This window comes from Sphingomonas sp. 8AM (genome assembly GCF_902506455.1).
Taxonomy (GTDB): Bacteria; Pseudomonadota; Alphaproteobacteria; order Sphingomonadales; family Sphingomonadaceae; genus Sphingomonas.
The window spans coordinates 2,308,346-2,324,432 of record NZ_LR733844.1 but is presented as its reverse complement, the minus strand read 5'-3'; the positions used below and the strand labels follow the sequence as shown (position 1 = coordinate 2,324,432).

General features: G+C 68.7%; 15 protein-coding genes. 9 read left to right on the top strand and 6 right to left on the bottom strand.

Annotated features, from left to right (window positions below; genetic code table 11):
* Positions 1–5: 5 nt before the first annotated feature.
* The 4 genes from ftsA (at position 6) to BACI71_RS10815 (ending at position 6,323) form a co-directional block, all read left to right on the top strand.
* Positions 6–1,265 (top strand): cell division protein FtsA, encoded by a 1,260-nt coding sequence (ftsA, locus tag BACI71_RS10830; protein ID WP_159758496.1) that lies wholly within the window; start codon positions 6–8, stop codon positions 1,263–1,265.
* Between the two features lie 116 nt (positions 1,266–1,381).
* Entirely contained in the window at positions 1,382–2,890 is a 1,509-nt protein-coding gene (gene ftsZ, locus BACI71_RS10825) for a cell division protein FtsZ (protein ID WP_159758494.1), read from the top strand.
* Between the two features lie 249 nt (positions 2,891–3,139).
* Entirely contained in the window at positions 3,140–5,158 is a 2,019-nt protein-coding gene (locus tag BACI71_RS10820; RefSeq protein ID WP_159758492.1) for an SPOR domain-containing protein, read from the top strand.
* A gap of 1 nt (position 5,159) precedes the next feature.
* Entirely contained in the window at positions 5,160–6,323 is a 1,164-nt protein-coding gene (locus tag BACI71_RS10815) for a deoxyguanosinetriphosphate triphosphohydrolase (RefSeq protein WP_159758490.1), read from the top strand.
* Positions 6,324–6,556: 233 nt separating this feature from the next.
* Here BACI71_RS10815 and BACI71_RS10810 read toward each other — a convergent pair whose 3' ends face one another.
* Entirely contained in the window at positions 6,557–6,844 is a 288-nt protein-coding gene (locus tag BACI71_RS10810) for a hypothetical protein (RefSeq protein WP_159758488.1), read from the bottom strand.
* Between the two features lie 154 nt (positions 6,845–6,998).
* Between BACI71_RS10810 and argS the strand changes: the two genes are divergently transcribed.
* Together argS and BACI71_RS10800 are read left to right on the top strand one after the other, a co-directional pair.
* Positions 6,999–8,726 (top strand): arginine--tRNA ligase, encoded by a 1,728-nt coding sequence (gene argS, locus BACI71_RS10805; RefSeq protein WP_159758486.1) that lies wholly within the window; start codon positions 6,999–7,001, stop codon positions 8,724–8,726.
* Positions 8,726–9,460: an SPOR domain-containing protein gene (locus BACI71_RS10800; RefSeq protein ID WP_236552954.1), complete on the top strand. Its 735-nt coding sequence runs from the start codon at positions 8,726–8,728 to the stop codon at positions 9,458–9,460. The genes argS and BACI71_RS10800 overlap by 1 nt, the downstream gene beginning before the upstream one ends.
* Here the strand turns inward: BACI71_RS10800 and BACI71_RS10795 are convergent.
* The gene (locus tag BACI71_RS10795; protein WP_159758484.1) at positions 9,450–10,292 is read right to left on the bottom strand and encodes a MipA/OmpV family protein; all 843 of its coding nucleotides are present in this window, start codon (positions 10,290–10,292) and stop codon (positions 9,450–9,452) included. The two genes, BACI71_RS10800 and BACI71_RS10795, sit on opposite strands and share 11 nt — an antisense overlap.
* 123 nt (positions 10,293–10,415) lie before the next feature.
* Here BACI71_RS10795 and BACI71_RS10790 point away from each other — a divergent pair, with 123 nt between their 5' ends.
* Complete coding sequence (locus BACI71_RS10790; protein WP_159758482.1) at positions 10,416–11,429, top strand: glycoside hydrolase family 3 N-terminal domain-containing protein; 1,014 nt, start codon at positions 10,416–10,418, stop codon at positions 11,427–11,429.
* Between the two features lie 69 nt (positions 11,430–11,498).
* On the opposite strand, the gene BACI71_RS10785 is transcribed toward BACI71_RS10790, so the two are convergent.
* The 4 genes from BACI71_RS10785 to aroQ form a co-directional block, all read right to left on the bottom strand.
* Positions 11,499–11,786 (bottom strand): GIY-YIG nuclease family protein, encoded by a 288-nt coding sequence (locus BACI71_RS10785; protein WP_159758480.1) that lies wholly within the window; start codon positions 11,784–11,786, stop codon positions 11,499–11,501.
* Between the two features lie 104 nt (positions 11,787–11,890).
* Complete coding sequence (accC, locus tag BACI71_RS10780) at positions 11,891–13,240, bottom strand: acetyl-CoA carboxylase biotin carboxylase subunit (protein ID WP_159758478.1); 1,350 nt, start codon at positions 13,238–13,240, stop codon at positions 11,891–11,893.
* A 4-nt stretch (positions 13,241–13,244) separates the two neighbouring features.
* Positions 13,245–13,730: an acetyl-CoA carboxylase biotin carboxyl carrier protein gene (accB, locus tag BACI71_RS10775; protein WP_159758476.1), complete on the bottom strand. Its 486-nt coding sequence runs from the start codon at positions 13,728–13,730 to the stop codon at positions 13,245–13,247.
* 39 nt (positions 13,731–13,769) lie between these two features.
* The gene (gene aroQ, locus BACI71_RS10770; RefSeq protein WP_159758474.1) at positions 13,770–14,204 is read right to left on the bottom strand and encodes a type II 3-dehydroquinate dehydratase; all 435 of its coding nucleotides are present in this window, start codon (positions 14,202–14,204) and stop codon (positions 13,770–13,772) included.
* A 74-nt stretch (positions 14,205–14,278) separates the two neighbouring features.
* On the opposite strand from aroQ, the gene thiS reads away from it, so the two are divergent.
* Both thiS and BACI71_RS10760 read left to right on the top strand, forming a co-directional pair.
* Positions 14,279–15,313, top strand: a complete 1,035-nt coding sequence (gene thiS, locus BACI71_RS10765; protein WP_159758472.1) for a sulfur carrier protein ThiS — start codon at positions 14,279–14,281, stop codon at positions 15,311–15,313.
* An 83-nt stretch (positions 15,314–15,396) separates the two neighbouring features.
* Positions 15,397–15,579, top strand: a complete 183-nt coding sequence (locus BACI71_RS10760; RefSeq protein ID WP_159758470.1) for a CsbD family protein — start codon at positions 15,397–15,399, stop codon at positions 15,577–15,579.
* Positions 15,580–16,087 lie beyond the last annotated feature (508 nt).

The window sequence follows — 16,087 nt, the reverse complement described above, 5'->3', positions numbered from 1 at the left end:
GAGCGATGGCGAAGGTGGCACCCGACGGCCTGATTACTGCGCTGGACATCGGATCGTCCAAGGTATCGGCGATGATCGCGCAGAAAGGCGACGGCGGCGAACTCAACGTGCTCGGCACCGGCCAGCGCGAGAGCCGCGGCGTCAAGCGCGGCTATATCGCCGACATGGGCGCGACCGAGGTGGCGGTGCGCGAGGCGGTCGAACAGGCGGAGCGGATCGCCGGCTTCAATATCGAGAACGTCTGGGCGGGCTTCTCTGCGGGCGGGCTGGTCAGCGACGAGGCGTTCATCGAGGCCGAGCTGGGCGGGATGCGCATCGAACAGGCCGATATCGACGCCTTGCTCCACGAAGGGCGGCAGTCGATCGACCCGCAGGGGCGGATGGTGCTCCATGCGCAGCCCGCGCTCTACACGCTCGACGGGCTGACCGGGGTCAAGAAGCCGCTCGGGCTCCATGCCGACCGGCTCGGCGTCCATATCCATGTCATCGCCGCCGATGGGTCGCCGGTGCGCAACCTCGACCTGTGCGTCCGCTCGGCGCATCTGGAGGTGAAGTCGATCATCGCCTCGCCGGTCGCGACCGGGCTGGCCTGTCTCACCTATGAGGAACGCGATCTGGGCGTCGCGCTGGTCGAGATCGGCGCGGGGATCACCAACGTCTCGCTGTTCGCGGGCTCGATGCTGGTCGGGCTGAAGTCGATCCCGTTCGGCGCCGCCGATATCACCGACGACATCGCCTCCGCGTTCGGGACGACGCGGTTGCAGGCCGAGCGGATCAAATGCTTCCACGGCTCGGCCAATGCGTCCCCGCGTGACAATCACGAGATGGTCACGATTCGGGAGCGGACGCAGGAGGAGGATTCGGAGGCGCTCCAGATCACCAAGGCGGCGCTGATTGCGGTGATCCGCCAGCGGCTGGAGCATCTGGTCGGCGAGATCCAGAGCGCGCTGAAGGAACTGAAGTTCGAGGGGCCGGTTGGTCGGCAGGTGGTGCTGACCGGTGGCGGCGCGGAACTGAAGGGCATTGCGGACTATGCGCAGCAGGCGCTGGGCCGCTCGGTGCGGATCGGACGCCCGCGCGGGCTGACCGGCCTGCCGGAGGCGCATTCCGGTCCCGGCTTTGCGACGCTGGCCGGTCTGGCGTTCTTCGCCGCGAGCGATCCCATCGACCTGCGCGGCCTCGCGCCGACGCAGCAGATGGTCCACCGCCAGCGCGGTCTGCGGGGCTTCTGGAAGCTCGTTCAGGCCGCAAAGGCGAATTATTGACGCGACAACAGGGCGTTTCACGGTGTTTCCTCTTTCACCGCGCGCCCGCATGTTGCACATCGGTGTAAACGGCCCGTTATGAAACCAGCGACGCGGGCGGACGGAGTAATGTTGCGATGAGCATCGAATTCATCACGCCCGATCTCGACGACCTGACCCCGCGGATCACCGTGATCGGCGTCGGCGGGGCCGGCGGCAATGCCATCGCGAACATGATGCGCGCGGACGTGCAGGGCGTGAACTTCCTGGTGGCGAACACCGACGCGCAGGCACTGAAGCAGTCGGAGGCGGAGCAGAAGATCCAGCTCGGCGCGAAGATCACCCAGGGTCTGGGCGCGGGCAGCCGCCCCGAGATCGGCCGTGCCGCCGCCGAAGAGACGATCGAGGAGCTGGGCCGCCTGCTCGAGGGCAGCCACATGTGCTTCATCGCCGCGGGCATGGGCGGCGGCACCGGCACCGGCGCGGCCCCGGTCATCGCCAAGGCGGCGCGTGACATGGGGATCCTGACGGTCGGCGTCGTGACCAAGCCGTTCAGCTTCGAGGGCAACCGCCGCTCGAAGTCGGCAGACGCCGGCATCGAGGAGCTGCAGAAGTTCGTCGACACGCTGATCGTGATCCCCAACCAGAATCTGTTCCTGGTTGCCAATGCGAACACCACGTTCAAGCAGGCGTTCGAAATGGCCGACGAGGTCCTGCAACAGGGCGTGCGTGGCATCACCGACCTGATGGTCATGCCGGGCCTCATCAACCTCGACTTCGCCGACGTCCGCTCGGTGATGCAGGAGATGGGCAAGGCGATGATGGGCACCGGCGAGGCGGAAGGCGACGACCGCGCGCTGATCGCGGCGCAGAAGGCGATCGCCAATCCGCTGCTCGACGGCGTGTCGATGCAGGGTGCGAAGGGCGTGATCGTCTCGATCACCGGCGGCGACGACATGCGCCTGCTGGAAGTCGACGAGGCGGCGAACCACATCCGCGAGCTGGTCGACCCGGACGCGAACATCATCTGGGGTTCGGCGTTCAACCCGGAGCTGGAAGGCAAGATCCGCGTCTCGGTCGTCGCGACCGGTATAGAGAGTGTCGGTCAGGCGACCGCCCCTGCCGCCGCCAGCGCACCGTCCGAGCCGCCGCGCACCTTCAGCTTCTCCGCGCCGCGCCGCAACGAGGCTGCGCCTGCACCGGCGGCCGCCGCCCCCGCGCCGGTCCCGACGCCCGTGCCGCAGCCGGTCGCCTATGAGCCGACTCCGGCGGTCCCGCCGCAGCAGCCGAGCGGCGCCGCCGCGAGCGCGATGGCCGAGGGCGTGCCGCCCGCCAATGCCGGTGCCGGCATCGACCCGTCGCCGGCGCGTCCGGCCGAGGACGAACTGGTGCTGGGCGCCGAGTCGCTGATGCCCGCGGCCGCCGCGACCCCGCCGGCCGGCGACGCGCAGCGCCGCCGCTTCCTGTCGCCGGGCACGCCCGAGGAAGAAACGCCGGCGCCGGCCGCGCCGCGCGTCAAGCTGGGCGGGACGCTGTTCGAGCGGATGCAGAACGCCACCCGCAACGCCGGTGGCCGTGCGGCCGAGGACGACGGGCGCGAGCCGGGCGACCTGCCGCGCTTCCTGCACCGCCAGAACAACCAGTAATCTAGTCATCGGCGGTGCGCGGCTCGACCGTGCGCCGCCGTTCAGGCTCGCTTCGTCGCAGGCGGACGGGCCGTGTCATTGCCGGTTCAGCGCCGAACGGCTCTATGGCGCGATGATCGCTCGTCCGTTCATCCTTGTTGCCGCCGGGCGTGCGGCCTTTCGGGGGATGAAGGCGCTGCGGAGGGTTTCGACATTTCTTTCTTCCGGTCCGTCCGGCCTGCTCGTGGGTCGTGGCGGGGAGCTTTACGCATGACCCATGTCGCTCGATCGCGATCGGGACGCTTCTACCTCGCCAACTGCCTTGCCGTGGTGCTCGCCGCCGGATCGATGACGATGGCGGTGTCGGCGGCGGCGCAAGAGGTGGTCGCCACGCCCAATCCCGATGCCGATCGGCTCGCCGACGTCGTGCGCCGGCTGGGCAGCGCGCCGCGCGATCTGTCCGCGCTGATCGAGGCGGGCGACCTGTCGTTCGCGCTCGGCGACGCTACGGCTGCCGCGGCGCTGTACAAGCGGGCGGAGGCGGTCGACCCCAACGACGGCCGGGTAAAGGCCGGTATCGCGCGCATCCTCGTCAACGGTGAGCGGCCGGGCGAGGCATTGCGCTATTTTGAGCAGGCGCAGCGCCACGGTGCGCCGATGCCGCAATATGCCGACGACCGCGGCCTCGCCTACGATCTGATCGGCGAGCAGGAGCGCGCGCAGCAGGACTATCGCCTCGCGCTGGCGCAGAGCGGGCGCGAGGCGGCGAAGGATGACGAGATCCGCCGCCGCTACGCGTTGTCGCTCGGCATTTCGGGGCGTCAGGAAGAAGCGCTGGCGCAGATCGAGCCGTTGCTGCGCCGTCAGGATCGCGGCGCGTGGCGCGCGCGGGCCTTCATCCTGGCGATGAACGGCGACGTGTCGGGGGCGAACAAGATCGCCTCCAGCATGATGCCACGCGGCATGGCGGGCGGGCTGGCGGCATTCTTCCAGCGGCTGCCGACGCTGTCGCCGGTCGACCGCGCCTTTGCGGTGCATTTCGGCGAGGTCGCGCCGACCGCGGCGCGGTTGGCGGACGCGCGGATGGTCCCGCCGATGACGCCGCTGGTCGGCACACCCGCCCGCACGCAGGTCGCATCGGTCGCGCCGACCGTCCAGCCGCTGTCGGCACCGCAGAGGAAGCTGTCGCGCAGCGAGCAGCGCCGTCGCGATCGCGCGGAGGCGCAGCTGGCGGCGGCGAACCGGCGCGCGCCGGTCCCGACGCAGACCCCCATCCCGACTCAGACGTCTGCGCCAGTCGTTGCCGCGATCACCCCGCGGTCGATCCCGACGCCCGCACCCGCGCCGCAGGTAGCACGGACGCCGATCGCGACGCCGCAGCCGCAGCCGCAGCCGCAGACACCGACGCCCGCGCCGGTCGCCGTGGCGCAGACCCAGCCACTTCCAACGCGGACCCTGGCGCCGGCGCCGCAACTCGCCGCCGCGAACATCACGCCGCCGCAGCCAGCGGTAACGCACCGCGCCCCGCCGCTGCGGGTCAGTCCGCCGCGGATCAGCGAGGATTCAATCCTCGCGCGGATCGTCGCCGGCATCTCGGTCCCGGCGGCCGAGCTGGGGGTCGCGCCGATGCCGGGCGCGCAGCGCGTCCCCGTGGTCGCCCCGCCGGCGCCCGCCGCCGCGACGCTCGACGAGGCCGCGCAGACCGCCGAACGCAACGCCGCGGCGGACGAGCAGAAGCGCCCCAAGCTTGCCGCCGCCAAGCGCCTCTCGCAAAAGGCAATCGCCGCCGCGGAGGAGCCGGAAGAGAAGCCCGCTGCAAAGCCGCCCGGTCGGGCGGCGCGCGCGAAGGAACTCGTCGCGGAGAAGGGGCGCAAGCAGGTCGCTGCGGAAGATAATGCGGAGAAGCCAGCCGCCAAGCCGGTCGATCGCAAGGCGCGCTCTAGGGAACTCGCCGCCGAAAAGGTCAAAAAGGAGGCTGCCGCCAAGGAAGCCGCCGAGAAGAAGGCTGCGCGTGCCGAGCCCGAGCGGATCTGGGTGCAGGTTGCCAGCGGCGCCAACGAAGGCGATCTGCCCAAGGCGTGGAAGAACGCGCAGGGCAAGGCCGACGCGCTCGCCGGCAAGCGCGCCTATTCGGTGTCGAACCGCGCGACGAACCGGCTGGTCACCGGGCCGTACAAGACCGAGGCGGAGGCGCGCGCGATGGTCAACACGCTCAAGAAGCAGGGACTGTCCGCCTTCACCTTCACCAGTGAGGCCGGGCAGAAGCTGACGAAACTTGGCGGCAAGTAACATGGCCGCGCTGGCGCCGTGGGCGGCCGATCCGGCGCGCAGCCGCGGGCGGCTCCACCCCGAGGAAAGTGCCGATCGCGGCCCGCGCGACGCATTCCAGCGCGATCGCGACCGGATCATCCATTCGATCAGCTTCCGCCGCTTGCGGCACAAGACGCAGGTGTTCCTCGCGCCGGATGGCGACCATTTCCGCGTCCGCCTGACCCACAGCCTCGAGGTCGCGCAAATCGGCCGGACGATCGCACGCGTGCTGGGGCTCAACGAGGATCTGACCGAGGCGCTGTGTCTCGCGCACGACATCGGCCACCCGCCGTTCGGCCATGCCGGCGAGGATGCGCTGCGGCAGGCGATGGGCGCAGCGGGCGGGTTCGATCACAACGGCCATACGCTGCGCACGCTGATGCTGATCGAACGGCCCTATCCGCGCTGGCCGGGGCTCAACCTGACGTGGGAGACGCTGGAGGGGCTGGCCAAGCACAATGGCCCGATCGCGGTGCCCGCCTGGGCGCTGGCCGAGGCGGATGCGGAGGCGGCGCTCGACCTCACGAGCCATGCGTCGCTGGAGGCGCAGGTCGCGGCGCTGGCCGACGACATCGCCTATGACAATCACGACATCGACGATGGCTTGCGCGCCGGGCTGCTGACGCTCGACCAGATCGCGGCGGTGCCGCTGGTGGCGGACGGCTGGCGGCGCGTGACCGCCCGCTTCCCCGATCTGCCGCGTGACCGGTTGGCCGGCGAGCTGATCCGCAGCCAGATCGGCGCGATGGTCAACGACCTGATCGCCGAGTCGCAAACCCGGATCGCGGAAACGGGGGTCGCGAGCGTCGAGGACGTGCGCGCGGCGGGACGCGCGCTGATCGGCTTCTCGCCGGCGATGGCGGCCGCCGAGCGCGAGCTGAAGCGCTTCATGTACGCCAATCTCTACCATCACCCGCTGCAGTTGGCGGCGGCGACCGCGGCGCAGCGCGTGGTGTCGGGGTTGTTCGCCGCCTATCGCGACGATCCGCGGCTGTTGCCGGAGGAGTGGCGGGAACGGCTGCCCGAAAGCGAGCCCGGGGTCAGCCGCCATATCGCCGACTTCATCGCGGGGATGACCGATCGGTATGCGGTGTCCCGCTATCGCGAGACGGTCGGCGAGATCGATCTGCCCGAGGGCTTTTAAGCACAGCGTCATTGCGAGCGTAGCGAAGCAATCCAAGGCCGGATCAGGACGCCCTGGATTGCTTCGCTACGCTCGCAATGACGTGAACCTCTCGTCGTCCCGGACTTGATCCGGGACCCCGCTTCTTCTTCTGGCCGCGCCGGTAGAAGCGGGATCCCGGGTCAGGCCCGGGATGACGGGCTATTTCAGCCGTCCGCCTCCCGGGTCACGCCCGGGACGACAAAGACCTCAGATCAGTTCGCGGCGACCGACACCGGCGCCAGCGGGCGGGCGGTGCGGAACGACACGTCGCGTCCGTTGGCCTGGCCCGAAACGCGCGTACCCTTGACGGTCAGGCGGAAGCGGCCGGCGCTGCTGCCGACTTCATGACCCTGGATCAGCGTGGTGCCGTCCTGGTTCGGGGTCAGCGAGTAGACATAGGTGTGCCCGTCGCGGGTGAAGCTGCGCTCGGACGTCGCGGCGGCGGCAACGGCGGGGATCAGCGCGGCGGCGGTCAGGACGATGGCGATCGAGGAGCGCATGGGTCGGTTCCTTGTGTGGAGATGATGCGGTGCAGCATCCATGCTGCGCTGCAACAGCGCAATTGCTGGTCGGACATTCGTGGTTGCGATTGCTGCAATTAGCCGCCGCGCCGCGCATTTTGCGTCCGCGCGCCCCTTGGGCTAAGCGGCGCGCATGACGCTCTTCACCCGTTTCACCGCCCATGTAGATGCCGCGCTCGACGCGCTGACCGCTGCCGGCACGCTGCCGGCCGATCTCGACCGCCGCAACGTCACGGTCGAGCCGCCGCGTGACGCAACACATGGCGATCTGGCGACCAACGCCGCGATGGTGCTTGCCAAGCCGGCCGGTACGAACCCGCGCGCGCTCGCCGAGGCGCTCGCGGGCGAGCTGCGCGTACTGCCCGAGGTCGCCGAGGTGTCGGTCGCCGGGCCGGGGTTCATCAACCTGCGGCTCCACGATGACGTGTGGCGCAAGGAGATCGCGACGATCATTGGCGAGGGTGGCGACTACGGCCGCTCGACGCGCGGGCAGGGCGTGTCGGTGAACATCGAATATGTCTCCGCCAACCCGACCGGGCCGATGCACATGGGGCATTGCCGCGGCGCGGTGGTCGGCGATGCGCTCGCCAGCCTGCTCGAGTTCGCGGGCAACAAGGTCATTCGCGAATATTACGTCAACGATGCCGGCGGGCAGGTCGACGTGCTCGCACGCTCGACGCACCTGCGCTACCGCGAGGCGCTCGGCGAGGCGGTCGGCGCGGTGCCGGAGGGGCTGTATCCGGGCGATTATCTGATCCCGGTCGGGCAGGCGTTGGCGCAGGAATTCGGCGACCGCTACGCCGCCGCGCCCGAGGGCGAGTGGCTGGCGCTGTTCCGCACCCGCGCGGTCGCGGCGATGCTGGTGCTCATCAAGGACGATCTCGCGCTGCTCGGCATCCACCACGACCTCTTCTCGTCGGAGGCCGAGTTGCAGGCGGCGAAGAAGCCCGAGGCGGCCGAGGCGGTGCTGCGCGCGCGCGACCTGATCTACGACGGCGTGCTCGAAGCGCCCAAGGGCGAGACGCCCGAGGATTGGGAGCCGGTCGAGCTGCCGCTGTTCCGCTCGACGCAGTTCGGCGACGATCAGGATCGCCCGATCCGCAAGTCGAACGGCAGCTGGACCTATTTCGGCGCCGACATGGCGTATCACTTCCAGAAGGCCGAAAGCGCCGATCAGCTCATCGACATCTGGGGCGCGGACCACGCCGGCACCGTCAAGCGCATCCAGGCTGCGGTCGCTGCGCTGACCGAGGGCAAGACGCGCTTCGACGTCAAGCTCGTCCAGATGGTGCGGCTGTTGCGCGGCGGCGAGCCGGTCAAGATGTCGAAGCGCGCGGGCAATTTCGTGACGCTGGCCGATGTGGTGCGCGAGGTCGGCAAGGACGTCGTGCGCTTCACGATGCTGACGCGGCGCTCGGATGCGCAGATGGACTTCGACTTCGCCAAGGTGGTCGAGGCATCGAAGGAAAACCCCGTTTTCTACGTTCAATATGCGCACGCCCGCGTCCATTCGCTGCACCGCCGCGCGGCGGAGGCAGGTATTTCGGCCCAGGATGCCGATCTGTCCCGTCTCGACACGGAAGAATTGGCGCTGGTTCGGCTCGCCAGCCAGTTCCCGCGCGTCGTGGAAACCGCCGCGGCGGCGCGCGAACCGCATCGCATCGCCTTTTATCTCTATGATCTGGCGGCCGAATTCCACTCGCTCTGGAATGCCGGCAACGATCGCCCCGATCGCCGCTTTCTCGTACCCGACGATCACGCCGTCACCGCAGCGAGGCTGTCCCTGGCCGCCGCGATCGGCCAGATTATTCGAAACGGCCTCGCCATCATGGGGGTAGAGGCGGTGGCGGAGATGCACTGATGCGTGAGGGGGAGCCGATCGGCCGGATGAGCGACGCGGATCGCCTGCCGTGGCTCGACACCGTCGAGGCCGATGATCCCTATGCGGTGCCGGTGGGGCGGATCGTTGCGCTGGTTGCGATCGGGCTGCTGGTGCTCGGTGCGATCCTGTTCGGACTGTACCGCTGGCAGTTTGCAGGCAGTGGCGGCGACGGGCGGCTGATCGCCGCGCCAGCTGGCGATTATAAGGTCCGCCCCGACGAGCCCGGCGGCATGAAAGTGATCGGCGAGGGCGATTCGGCAATTGCCGCCAGCGCGGGCAGCCATACCGATGCCGCGATCGATCTCGCGCAGGTGCCCGAAGCGCCCGTGGCACGCGCGACGACGCCGGTGCCGGGCGCCAGCACGACCGCTAGCGGCGCGCCGACCGCCAGCGTCGCGGTCCCGCAAGCCGCTGCGCCGCTGCGGGCACAGCGCCCGGTCAGCGCGCCCGCGACGCAGGTGTCGGGCGCGTCATCGGGCGGGGCGATGGTCCAGCTCGGCGCCTTCCCCAGCCAGGCGGTCGCGAACGGCGCATGGAGCCAGATCGCACGCCGCTTCGGCTATGTCGCGACGCTGGAGAAGGTCGTGCAGCCCGCGGTGGTGAAGGGCCGCACCGTCTATCGCCTGCGCGTCAACGCCGGCAACGCTGCCACCGCCGCCGATCTCTGCGCGCGGCTGAAGCTGGCCGGCGAGGGCTGTTTCGTTACCGGATGAGCCGGAACACGCCGCGATCGGGCAGCCGTACCGAGAAGGTGTAGTGCATCCCGATCGCGACCTGCAGCTGCGTGGCCGAATCGACACGGCGGATGATCGGCGAGTCGGCAGCGTCGCCGACCAGCCGTTCATAGGTGGCCTGCGCCTCGATCCCCCAGTGGCGGGAAATCTCCTTCGAGGCGCTGCCGGTCAGCGCGACCGAGCGCAGTCCGGCCTTGGGCGTGTAGCGCTGCAATCCAGTGGCGGCGGCGGCGCGATCGTCGACCCCGAACCAGGCGCGCTGGTAGCGCCCGTCACCGAGCAGCACACGGGGCCCGAGTGACACCAGCCAGTCGTCGCCGTCGCGGCGGACATAATCCATGCCGAGCTGGCTGATCCAGCCGTTGTGGCCGTTGACGCCCTTGCGCACGTCGCCGCGCCAGCGGACCTGATCGCCGGTCCATGTTTCGATCGAGCCGCCCAGTTCCAGCGTCCGGCCGATGCCCGGCAAGCCGGGCACGAGATCGCCGCCGCGCCGCCGCCCTTCGCGGCGCAGCGCGATCGCATATTCGGTTCGCCCGCGGCGGACCAGCGTCAGGTTGGTCCCGTCGTCGGGCGCGCCGAATGCGAACGGCGTGTCGCCGCGGGTGCGCGAGAGGCTGAACCACGGGCTCAGCCGCCGCTGGTCGTCGCCCGGGAACCACGGCTGCCACTGCGGTCCGGCGGCGACCTGCACGCGCATCGGAACGCGCGGCGGGGGGACGTCCTCGGGCGTGGTGGATTGCAGCGCGCCCGGATCGGCCGGCGGCGGCGCATCCTGCGCCAGCGCGGCGTGCGGCAGGGCAGCGACCAAGAGGCAAGCCAGGCAACCCGAAACGTGCATCGTCTTCTCCTGCAATCGGCCCATAGCTAGGCCGGACGCCCGGACTTCCAAAGTCATTTCCTCCGTCGCGCGTTCCGCCCTAGAAGCGCGCGCATGAAGCCTGTGATCTTCGGCCTGTCCGGCCCCGTTCTCACCGCGGCGGAACGCGCCTTTTTCCACGCGGTGCGCCCCGCCGGCTACATCCTGTTCCGCCGCAACGTCGAGACCCGCGCGCAGGTGCGCGCGCTGACCGATTCGCTGCGCGAGCTGGAGGGGCGCGACGACGTCGCGATCCTCGTCGATCAGGAAGGCGGACGCGTCGCGCGGCTCGGGCCGCCGGAATGGCCGGCGTTTCCTGCCGGTCCCGACTTCGACCGGCTCTACGAACTGGCGCCGATGTCGGGGATCGAGGCGGCGCGCGCCAATGGTCATGCGCTGGGGCTGATGCTGTCGGAGGTCGGGATCACGGTCGACTGCCACCCGATCCTCGACGTGGCGCGCCCGGAGACGACCGAGGCGATCACCTGTCGCGCTTTCGGGCACGAACCGCTGCGCGTCGCGGCGATGGGGCGTGCGACGCTGGAGGGGCTGGCGGCCGGCGGCGTGGTTGGCGTGGTCAAGCACATGCCGGGGCATGGCCGCGCGCTGGTCGACACCCATTATCACCTGCCGACCGTCACCGCCTCGGCGGCTGAGCTGGAGGACGATCTCGCGCCGTTCCGCACGCTGGCGCACGCGCCGATGGGGATGACGAGCCATATCGTCTATCAGGCATGGGACGCCGAGCGCCCCGCGACCTTGTCGCCGGTAGTGATCGAGGAGGTGATCCGCGGGCGGATCGGCTTCGACGGGCTGTTGATGACCGACGACATCGACATGAAGGCGCTGTCGGGCTCGGCGGGCGACAAGGCCGCGGGTGCGATCGCGGCGGGATGCGACGTGGTGCTCGATTGCTGGGCGCGGATGGCGGAAATGGAGGAGATCGCGGCGCGGCTCGGGGAGATCACGCCGGCGGCGCGGGAGCGGCTCGACCGGACGATGGCAGGACGCGTGGCGGCGACCGGCGACATGGCGGCGCTGCTCGACAAGCGTGACCGGTTGTTGGGGCTGGTTGAAGGGCAAGGCTGACCTCACCCAAGCCGTTACCCCGGACCTAGCCTTCTTCGTCGCCCCGGACTTGATCCGGGACCCGCTTCTTCAGGCGAAACGCTCGAACTGATCGAGCCAGTCAGGATTGTCCCGCTCGATCAGCGCGAACTTCCACTCGCGTCGCCAGCGTTTCAGGCGCTTTTCGTGTTCAATGCAGGCTTCGATCTGCTCGCTGGACTCCGCCCATACTAGCCGGGTCAATCCATAACGCGCGCAAAACTCGGAGCCCTTGCCAGTCCGATGCTGCGCAACCCGCAAGATCAGATCAGTGGTGACCCCGACGTACATCGTGCCGCGGTACCTACCCGCCATGATGTAGACCCACCCGCCAACCATAGCGGAGGGGAAGAGGAAGCGGGGCCCCGGGTCAAGCCCGGGGCGACGCAGATTGGTGAGTGGCTTACGAACCAACAATGGGCGGGCAAATGCCCGCCCGCACCTCACCCCTGCCTGGCCAGCCACTCCTCAAGCCACTTGATCGTATACGCTCCCTCGCGGAACTCGGGATCGTCGAGCAGCGCCTGATGCAGCGGGATGGTGGTCTTCATCCCCTCGATCACGAACTCCTCCAGCGCGCGGCGCAGGCGGCGCAGCGCGCCCTCGCGGGTGGTGCCATAGACGATCAGCTTGGCGATCATGCTGTCGTAATAGGGCGGCACCTTATAGCCCGCATATAACCCCGAATCGACGCGGACATGCATCCCGCCCGGTGCGTGGTACTGCTTCACCAGCCCGGGCGACGGCGTGAAGGTGCGCGGATCCTCGGCGTTGATGCGGCATTCGATCGCATGGCCGCGGAACACCACGTCTTCCTGACGCAGCGTCAGCGGATGCCCCTCGGCGACGCGGATTTGCTCGCGCACCAGATCCAGCCCGGTGATCGCCTCGGTCACCGGATGCTCGACCTGCAGTCGGGTGTTCATCTCGATGAAGTAGAATTCGCCGTTTTCCCACAGGAACTCGATCGTCCCCGCGCCGCGATACGCCATGTCGGCCATCGCTTTGGCGACGATCCCGCCCATCCGCTCGCGCTCTTCGGCGGTGATGACGGGCGAGGGGGCCTCCTCGACGACCTTCTGGTGGCGGCGCTGGAGCGAACAGTCGCGCTCGCCCAGATGAATGGCATGGCCGTTGCCGTCGCCGAATACCTGGAACTCGATGTGGCGCGGGTTGCCGAGGTACTTTTCCATGTAGACGGTCGCGTCGCCGAACGCCGCCTTCGCCTCGCTGCCGGCCTGCTGCATCAGCGTTTCGAGCTGGTCGGCGGACTGGCACACCTTCATGCCGCGCCCGCCGCCGCCGCTCGCGGCCTTGATGATCACCGGATAGCCGATCTCTTCGGCGAGCGCCTGCGCCTCGGCGACGTCATGAATCGCGCCGTCCGAGCCCGGCACCAGCGGCAGCCCGAGTGCGCCCGCGGTGCGCTTGGCCTCGACCTTGTCGCCCATCACGCGGATATGCTCGGGCTTCGGCCCGACGAAGATCAGATTATGCAGCTCGACGATCTCGGCGAATTTGGCGTTCTCGCTGAGAAAGCCATAGCCGGGATGGATCGCATCCGCGCCGCTGATCTCGGCCGCCGAAATGATGTTCGGGATGTTGAGATAGCTGTCCGCCGCGGCCGGCGGTCCGATGCAGATCGCCTCGTCCGCCAGCCGGACGTGCATCGCATCGGCGTCGGCGGTCGAGTGGACCGCGACGGTCTTGATGCCCATTTCGTGGCACGCGCGGTGGATGCGCAGCGCGATCTCGCCACGATTGGCGATCAGCAGTTTCTTGATCTGCGGCATCCGCTTACTCGACCACCACCAATGGCTGGTCGAACTCGACCGGCTGGCCGTTGTCGACCAGGATCGCCTTGACGACACCGGCCGACGGCGCGGTGATCGGGTTCATCACCTTCATCGCCTCGACGATCAGCAGCGTGTCGCCCGCGGCGACGGTCTGCCCGACGGTGGAGAAGGGCTTCGCGCCCGGCTCGGCGGCGAGATAGACGGTGCCGACCATCGGCGAGCGCACCGCATTGGCGTCCGACGGCGCCGACGGCCCGGCGACATCGACCTGCGGCGCGGCCGGCGCTGCGGGCGCGGCCGGAGCCGGCGCATAATGCATCGCCGGCGCGGCGTTCACCGCCGCCGCCTTGCGCGCGACGCGAATCTTGCGATCGCCGTCCTCGACCTCGATCTCGGTCAGCTGCGTGGTATCCAGCAGCTCGGCGAGCTGGCGGACCAGATCGACGTCGACCTGCATCGACCCGCTATTGTGTGAAATGTCAGCCATTGAACCCCGATTATCCCTGACCTTTGGTCGCGGCTCCTGTCAGAAGCGCGCCGCGGCTTCAAGCGCGAGCTGGTACGACAGTGCGCCGAAACCGGCAATGCTGCCCTTCGCGGCGCGTCCGACGAACGACACGTGCCGAAACGCCTCGCGCGTGTGCGGGTTCGATAGATGCACCTCGATCACCGGCGTTTTTATCGACTTGATCGCATCGTGGAGCGCGACCGACGTATGCGTGAACGCCCCGGCATTGAGCAGCACCGCGCGCGCGTCATGCGCCTGCGCCTCGTGCAGCCAGTCGACCAGATGGCCCTCGTGGTTGGACTGGCGCATGTCGATCGACAGCCCCAGCTCGCGCGCCCGGTCTTCCAGCGCGCCGGCGATGTCGTCGAGCGTGGCATGCCCATAGATGTCGGGCTCGCGCACGCCGAGCAGGTTCAGGTTCGGTCCGTTGAGGACATAGACAATATCGGTCATCGCCGCGCACCATCGCACCCGGCGCGAAGCCGCGCAACGTTGCCCCGCGGCACCCGCGCGCCTAGATGGGCCGGATGGCACATACTGACGGCACCATCACCATTTCCGTGAACGGCGAGCACAAGCGCGTGACCGCCGGGATCACCCTTGCCGCGCTCGCGGAGTCGCTCGGGCTGGTGCCCGAGAAGGTGGCGGTCGAGCGCAACCTCGAGGTCGTGCCGCGCTCGACGCTGACACAGGTGGTGGTCGAGGATGGCGACGAGCTGGAAATCGTCCACTTCGTTGGCGGCGGCGATCACCCGGCCGTCGAGACCGGCAGCAACCAGCGTCAGCCGATCACCGACGATACGTGGACGGTCGCTGGCCGCACCTTCCATTCGCGGCTGATCGTCGGCACCGGCAAGTACAAGGACTTCGCGCAGAATGCCGCGGCGGTCGTGGCGTCGGGCGCGGAAATCGTCACGGTTGCGGTGCGTCGCGTCAACGTCAGCGATCCGGGCGCGCCGATGCTGACCGACTATATCGATCCGAAGAAGGTCACCTACCTCCCCAACACCGCCGGCTGTTTTTCCGCCGAGGATGCGATTCGCACGCTGCGGCTGGCGCGCGAGGCGGGCGGCTGGGATCTGGTCAAGCTTGAGGTGCTCGGCGAGGCGCGGACGCTCTATCCCAACATGCGCGAGACGTTGAAGGCAACCGAGGTGCTCGTCCGTGAGGGCTTCAAGCCGATGGTCTATTGCGTCGACGATCCGATCGCCGCGAAGCAGCTTGAGGAGGCCGGTGCGGTGGCGATCATGCCGCTCGGCGCGCCGATCGGCTCGGGGCTCGGCATCCAGAATCAGGTGACGATCCGGCTGATCGTCGAGGGCGCGGGCGTGCCGGTGCTGGTCGACGCCGGGGTCGGGCAGGCGAGCGACGCGGCGGTGGCGATGGAGCTGGGCTGCGACGGCGTGCTGATGAATACCGCGATCGCCGAGGCGAAGGACCCGGTGCTGATGGCGGCGGCGATGAAGGCCGCGGTCGAGGGCGGGCGGATGAGCTATCGCGCCGGCCGGATGGGCAAACGTCGCTACGCCGACCCGTCGAGCCCGCTGTCGGGGTTGATCTAAAGTAAGGATTGTCCCGCCGTTACGGAACCGCGTCGTTGCAGCACCGTTCTGTCGTCACAGGGTTTCAAACAAGGAGATCGACGATGGGCGAGCTGACCGACAAGATCAAGGGCAATGTCAACGAAGCGATCGGCAAGGTGAAGGAAGCCATTGGCGACCACAACCACGACACCGATCTCGCCGCCGAAGGCAAGGCCCAGCAGGCCGAGGGCAAGGGCGAGCAATTCAAGGGTAAGGTCAAGGGCGCGCTCGGCGACGACATCTGATCGTACCTACGCCTGATATGAGTGGAGGCCGCTTCGTCAAAGACGAGGCGGCCTTTTCTTTGTGTGGGTAAGTGCAGGATGGGCCTGCGATCTCATACGCCGCTTTCACGGCGATCCGCTTGTTCGCTCCAGCCGCGACCCTCGTCGCCCCGAATTAATCCGGCGCCCCGCTTGTTCTCGACCACTCAAGGAAGAAGCCAGGTCCGGGATGACGGACGAAGGCAGATGATTGGCTCTTGGGGCGTTGCGGGATCAGGTTGGATCATGGCGCGGAGGTGATTTTGGCGTGATGCGAGGCGTGAGGAGGGAGCGATGCCGAGGCATCGTGACCGACGAGCAACGCCGCATCACGGCAGAAGCGCCTCGCCTCACAGCGGTCGCACGCAGGGCGATGGCGATGATCCAACCTGGTCCAGTAACGATCTGGGGCGGATCGACCTTCACGGATCACCTGCCTTCTTTCGGCATCCCGGACTTGATCCGGGGTCCCGCTTCTTCCTTCTGTCGG

Coding starts and splice junctions, on each gene's coding strand:
- accC (WP_159758478.1), bottom strand. CDS start 13,240: ATGCCGCAGATCAAGAAACTGCTGATCGCCAATCGTGGCGAGATCGCG.
- aroQ (WP_159758474.1), bottom strand. CDS start 14,204: ATGACCGATATTGTCTATGTCCTCAACGGACCGAACCTGAACCTGCTC.
- BACI71_RS10815 (WP_159758490.1), top strand. CDS start 5,160: ATGGCCGCGCTGGCGCCGTGGGCGGCCGATCCGGCGCGCAGCCGCGGG.
- accB (WP_159758476.1), bottom strand. CDS start 13,730: ATGGCTGACATTTCACACAATAGCGGGTCGATGCAGGTCGACGTCGAT.
- ftsA (WP_159758496.1), top strand. CDS start 6: ATGGCGAAGGTGGCACCCGACGGCCTGATTACTGCGCTGGACATCGGA.
- ftsZ (WP_159758494.1), top strand. CDS start 1,382: ATGAGCATCGAATTCATCACGCCCGATCTCGACGACCTGACCCCGCGG.
- BACI71_RS10790 (WP_159758482.1), top strand. CDS start 10,416: ATGAAGCCTGTGATCTTCGGCCTGTCCGGCCCCGTTCTCACCGCGGCG.
- thiS (WP_159758472.1), top strand. CDS start 14,279: ATGGCACATACTGACGGCACCATCACCATTTCCGTGAACGGCGAGCAC.
- BACI71_RS10785 (WP_159758480.1), bottom strand. CDS start 11,786: ATGGTTGGCGGGTGGGTCTACATCATGGCGGGTAGGTACCGCGGCACG.
- BACI71_RS10760 (WP_159758470.1), top strand. CDS start 15,397: ATGGGCGAGCTGACCGACAAGATCAAGGGCAATGTCAACGAAGCGATC.
- BACI71_RS10820 (WP_159758492.1), top strand. CDS start 3,140: ATGACCCATGTCGCTCGATCGCGATCGGGACGCTTCTACCTCGCCAAC.
- BACI71_RS10810 (WP_159758488.1), bottom strand. CDS start 6,844: ATGCGCTCCTCGATCGCCATCGTCCTGACCGCCGCCGCGCTGATCCCC.
- BACI71_RS10800 (WP_236552954.1), top strand. CDS start 8,726: ATGCGTGAGGGGGAGCCGATCGGCCGGATGAGCGACGCGGATCGCCTG.
- argS (WP_159758486.1), top strand. CDS start 6,999: ATGACGCTCTTCACCCGTTTCACCGCCCATGTAGATGCCGCGCTCGAC.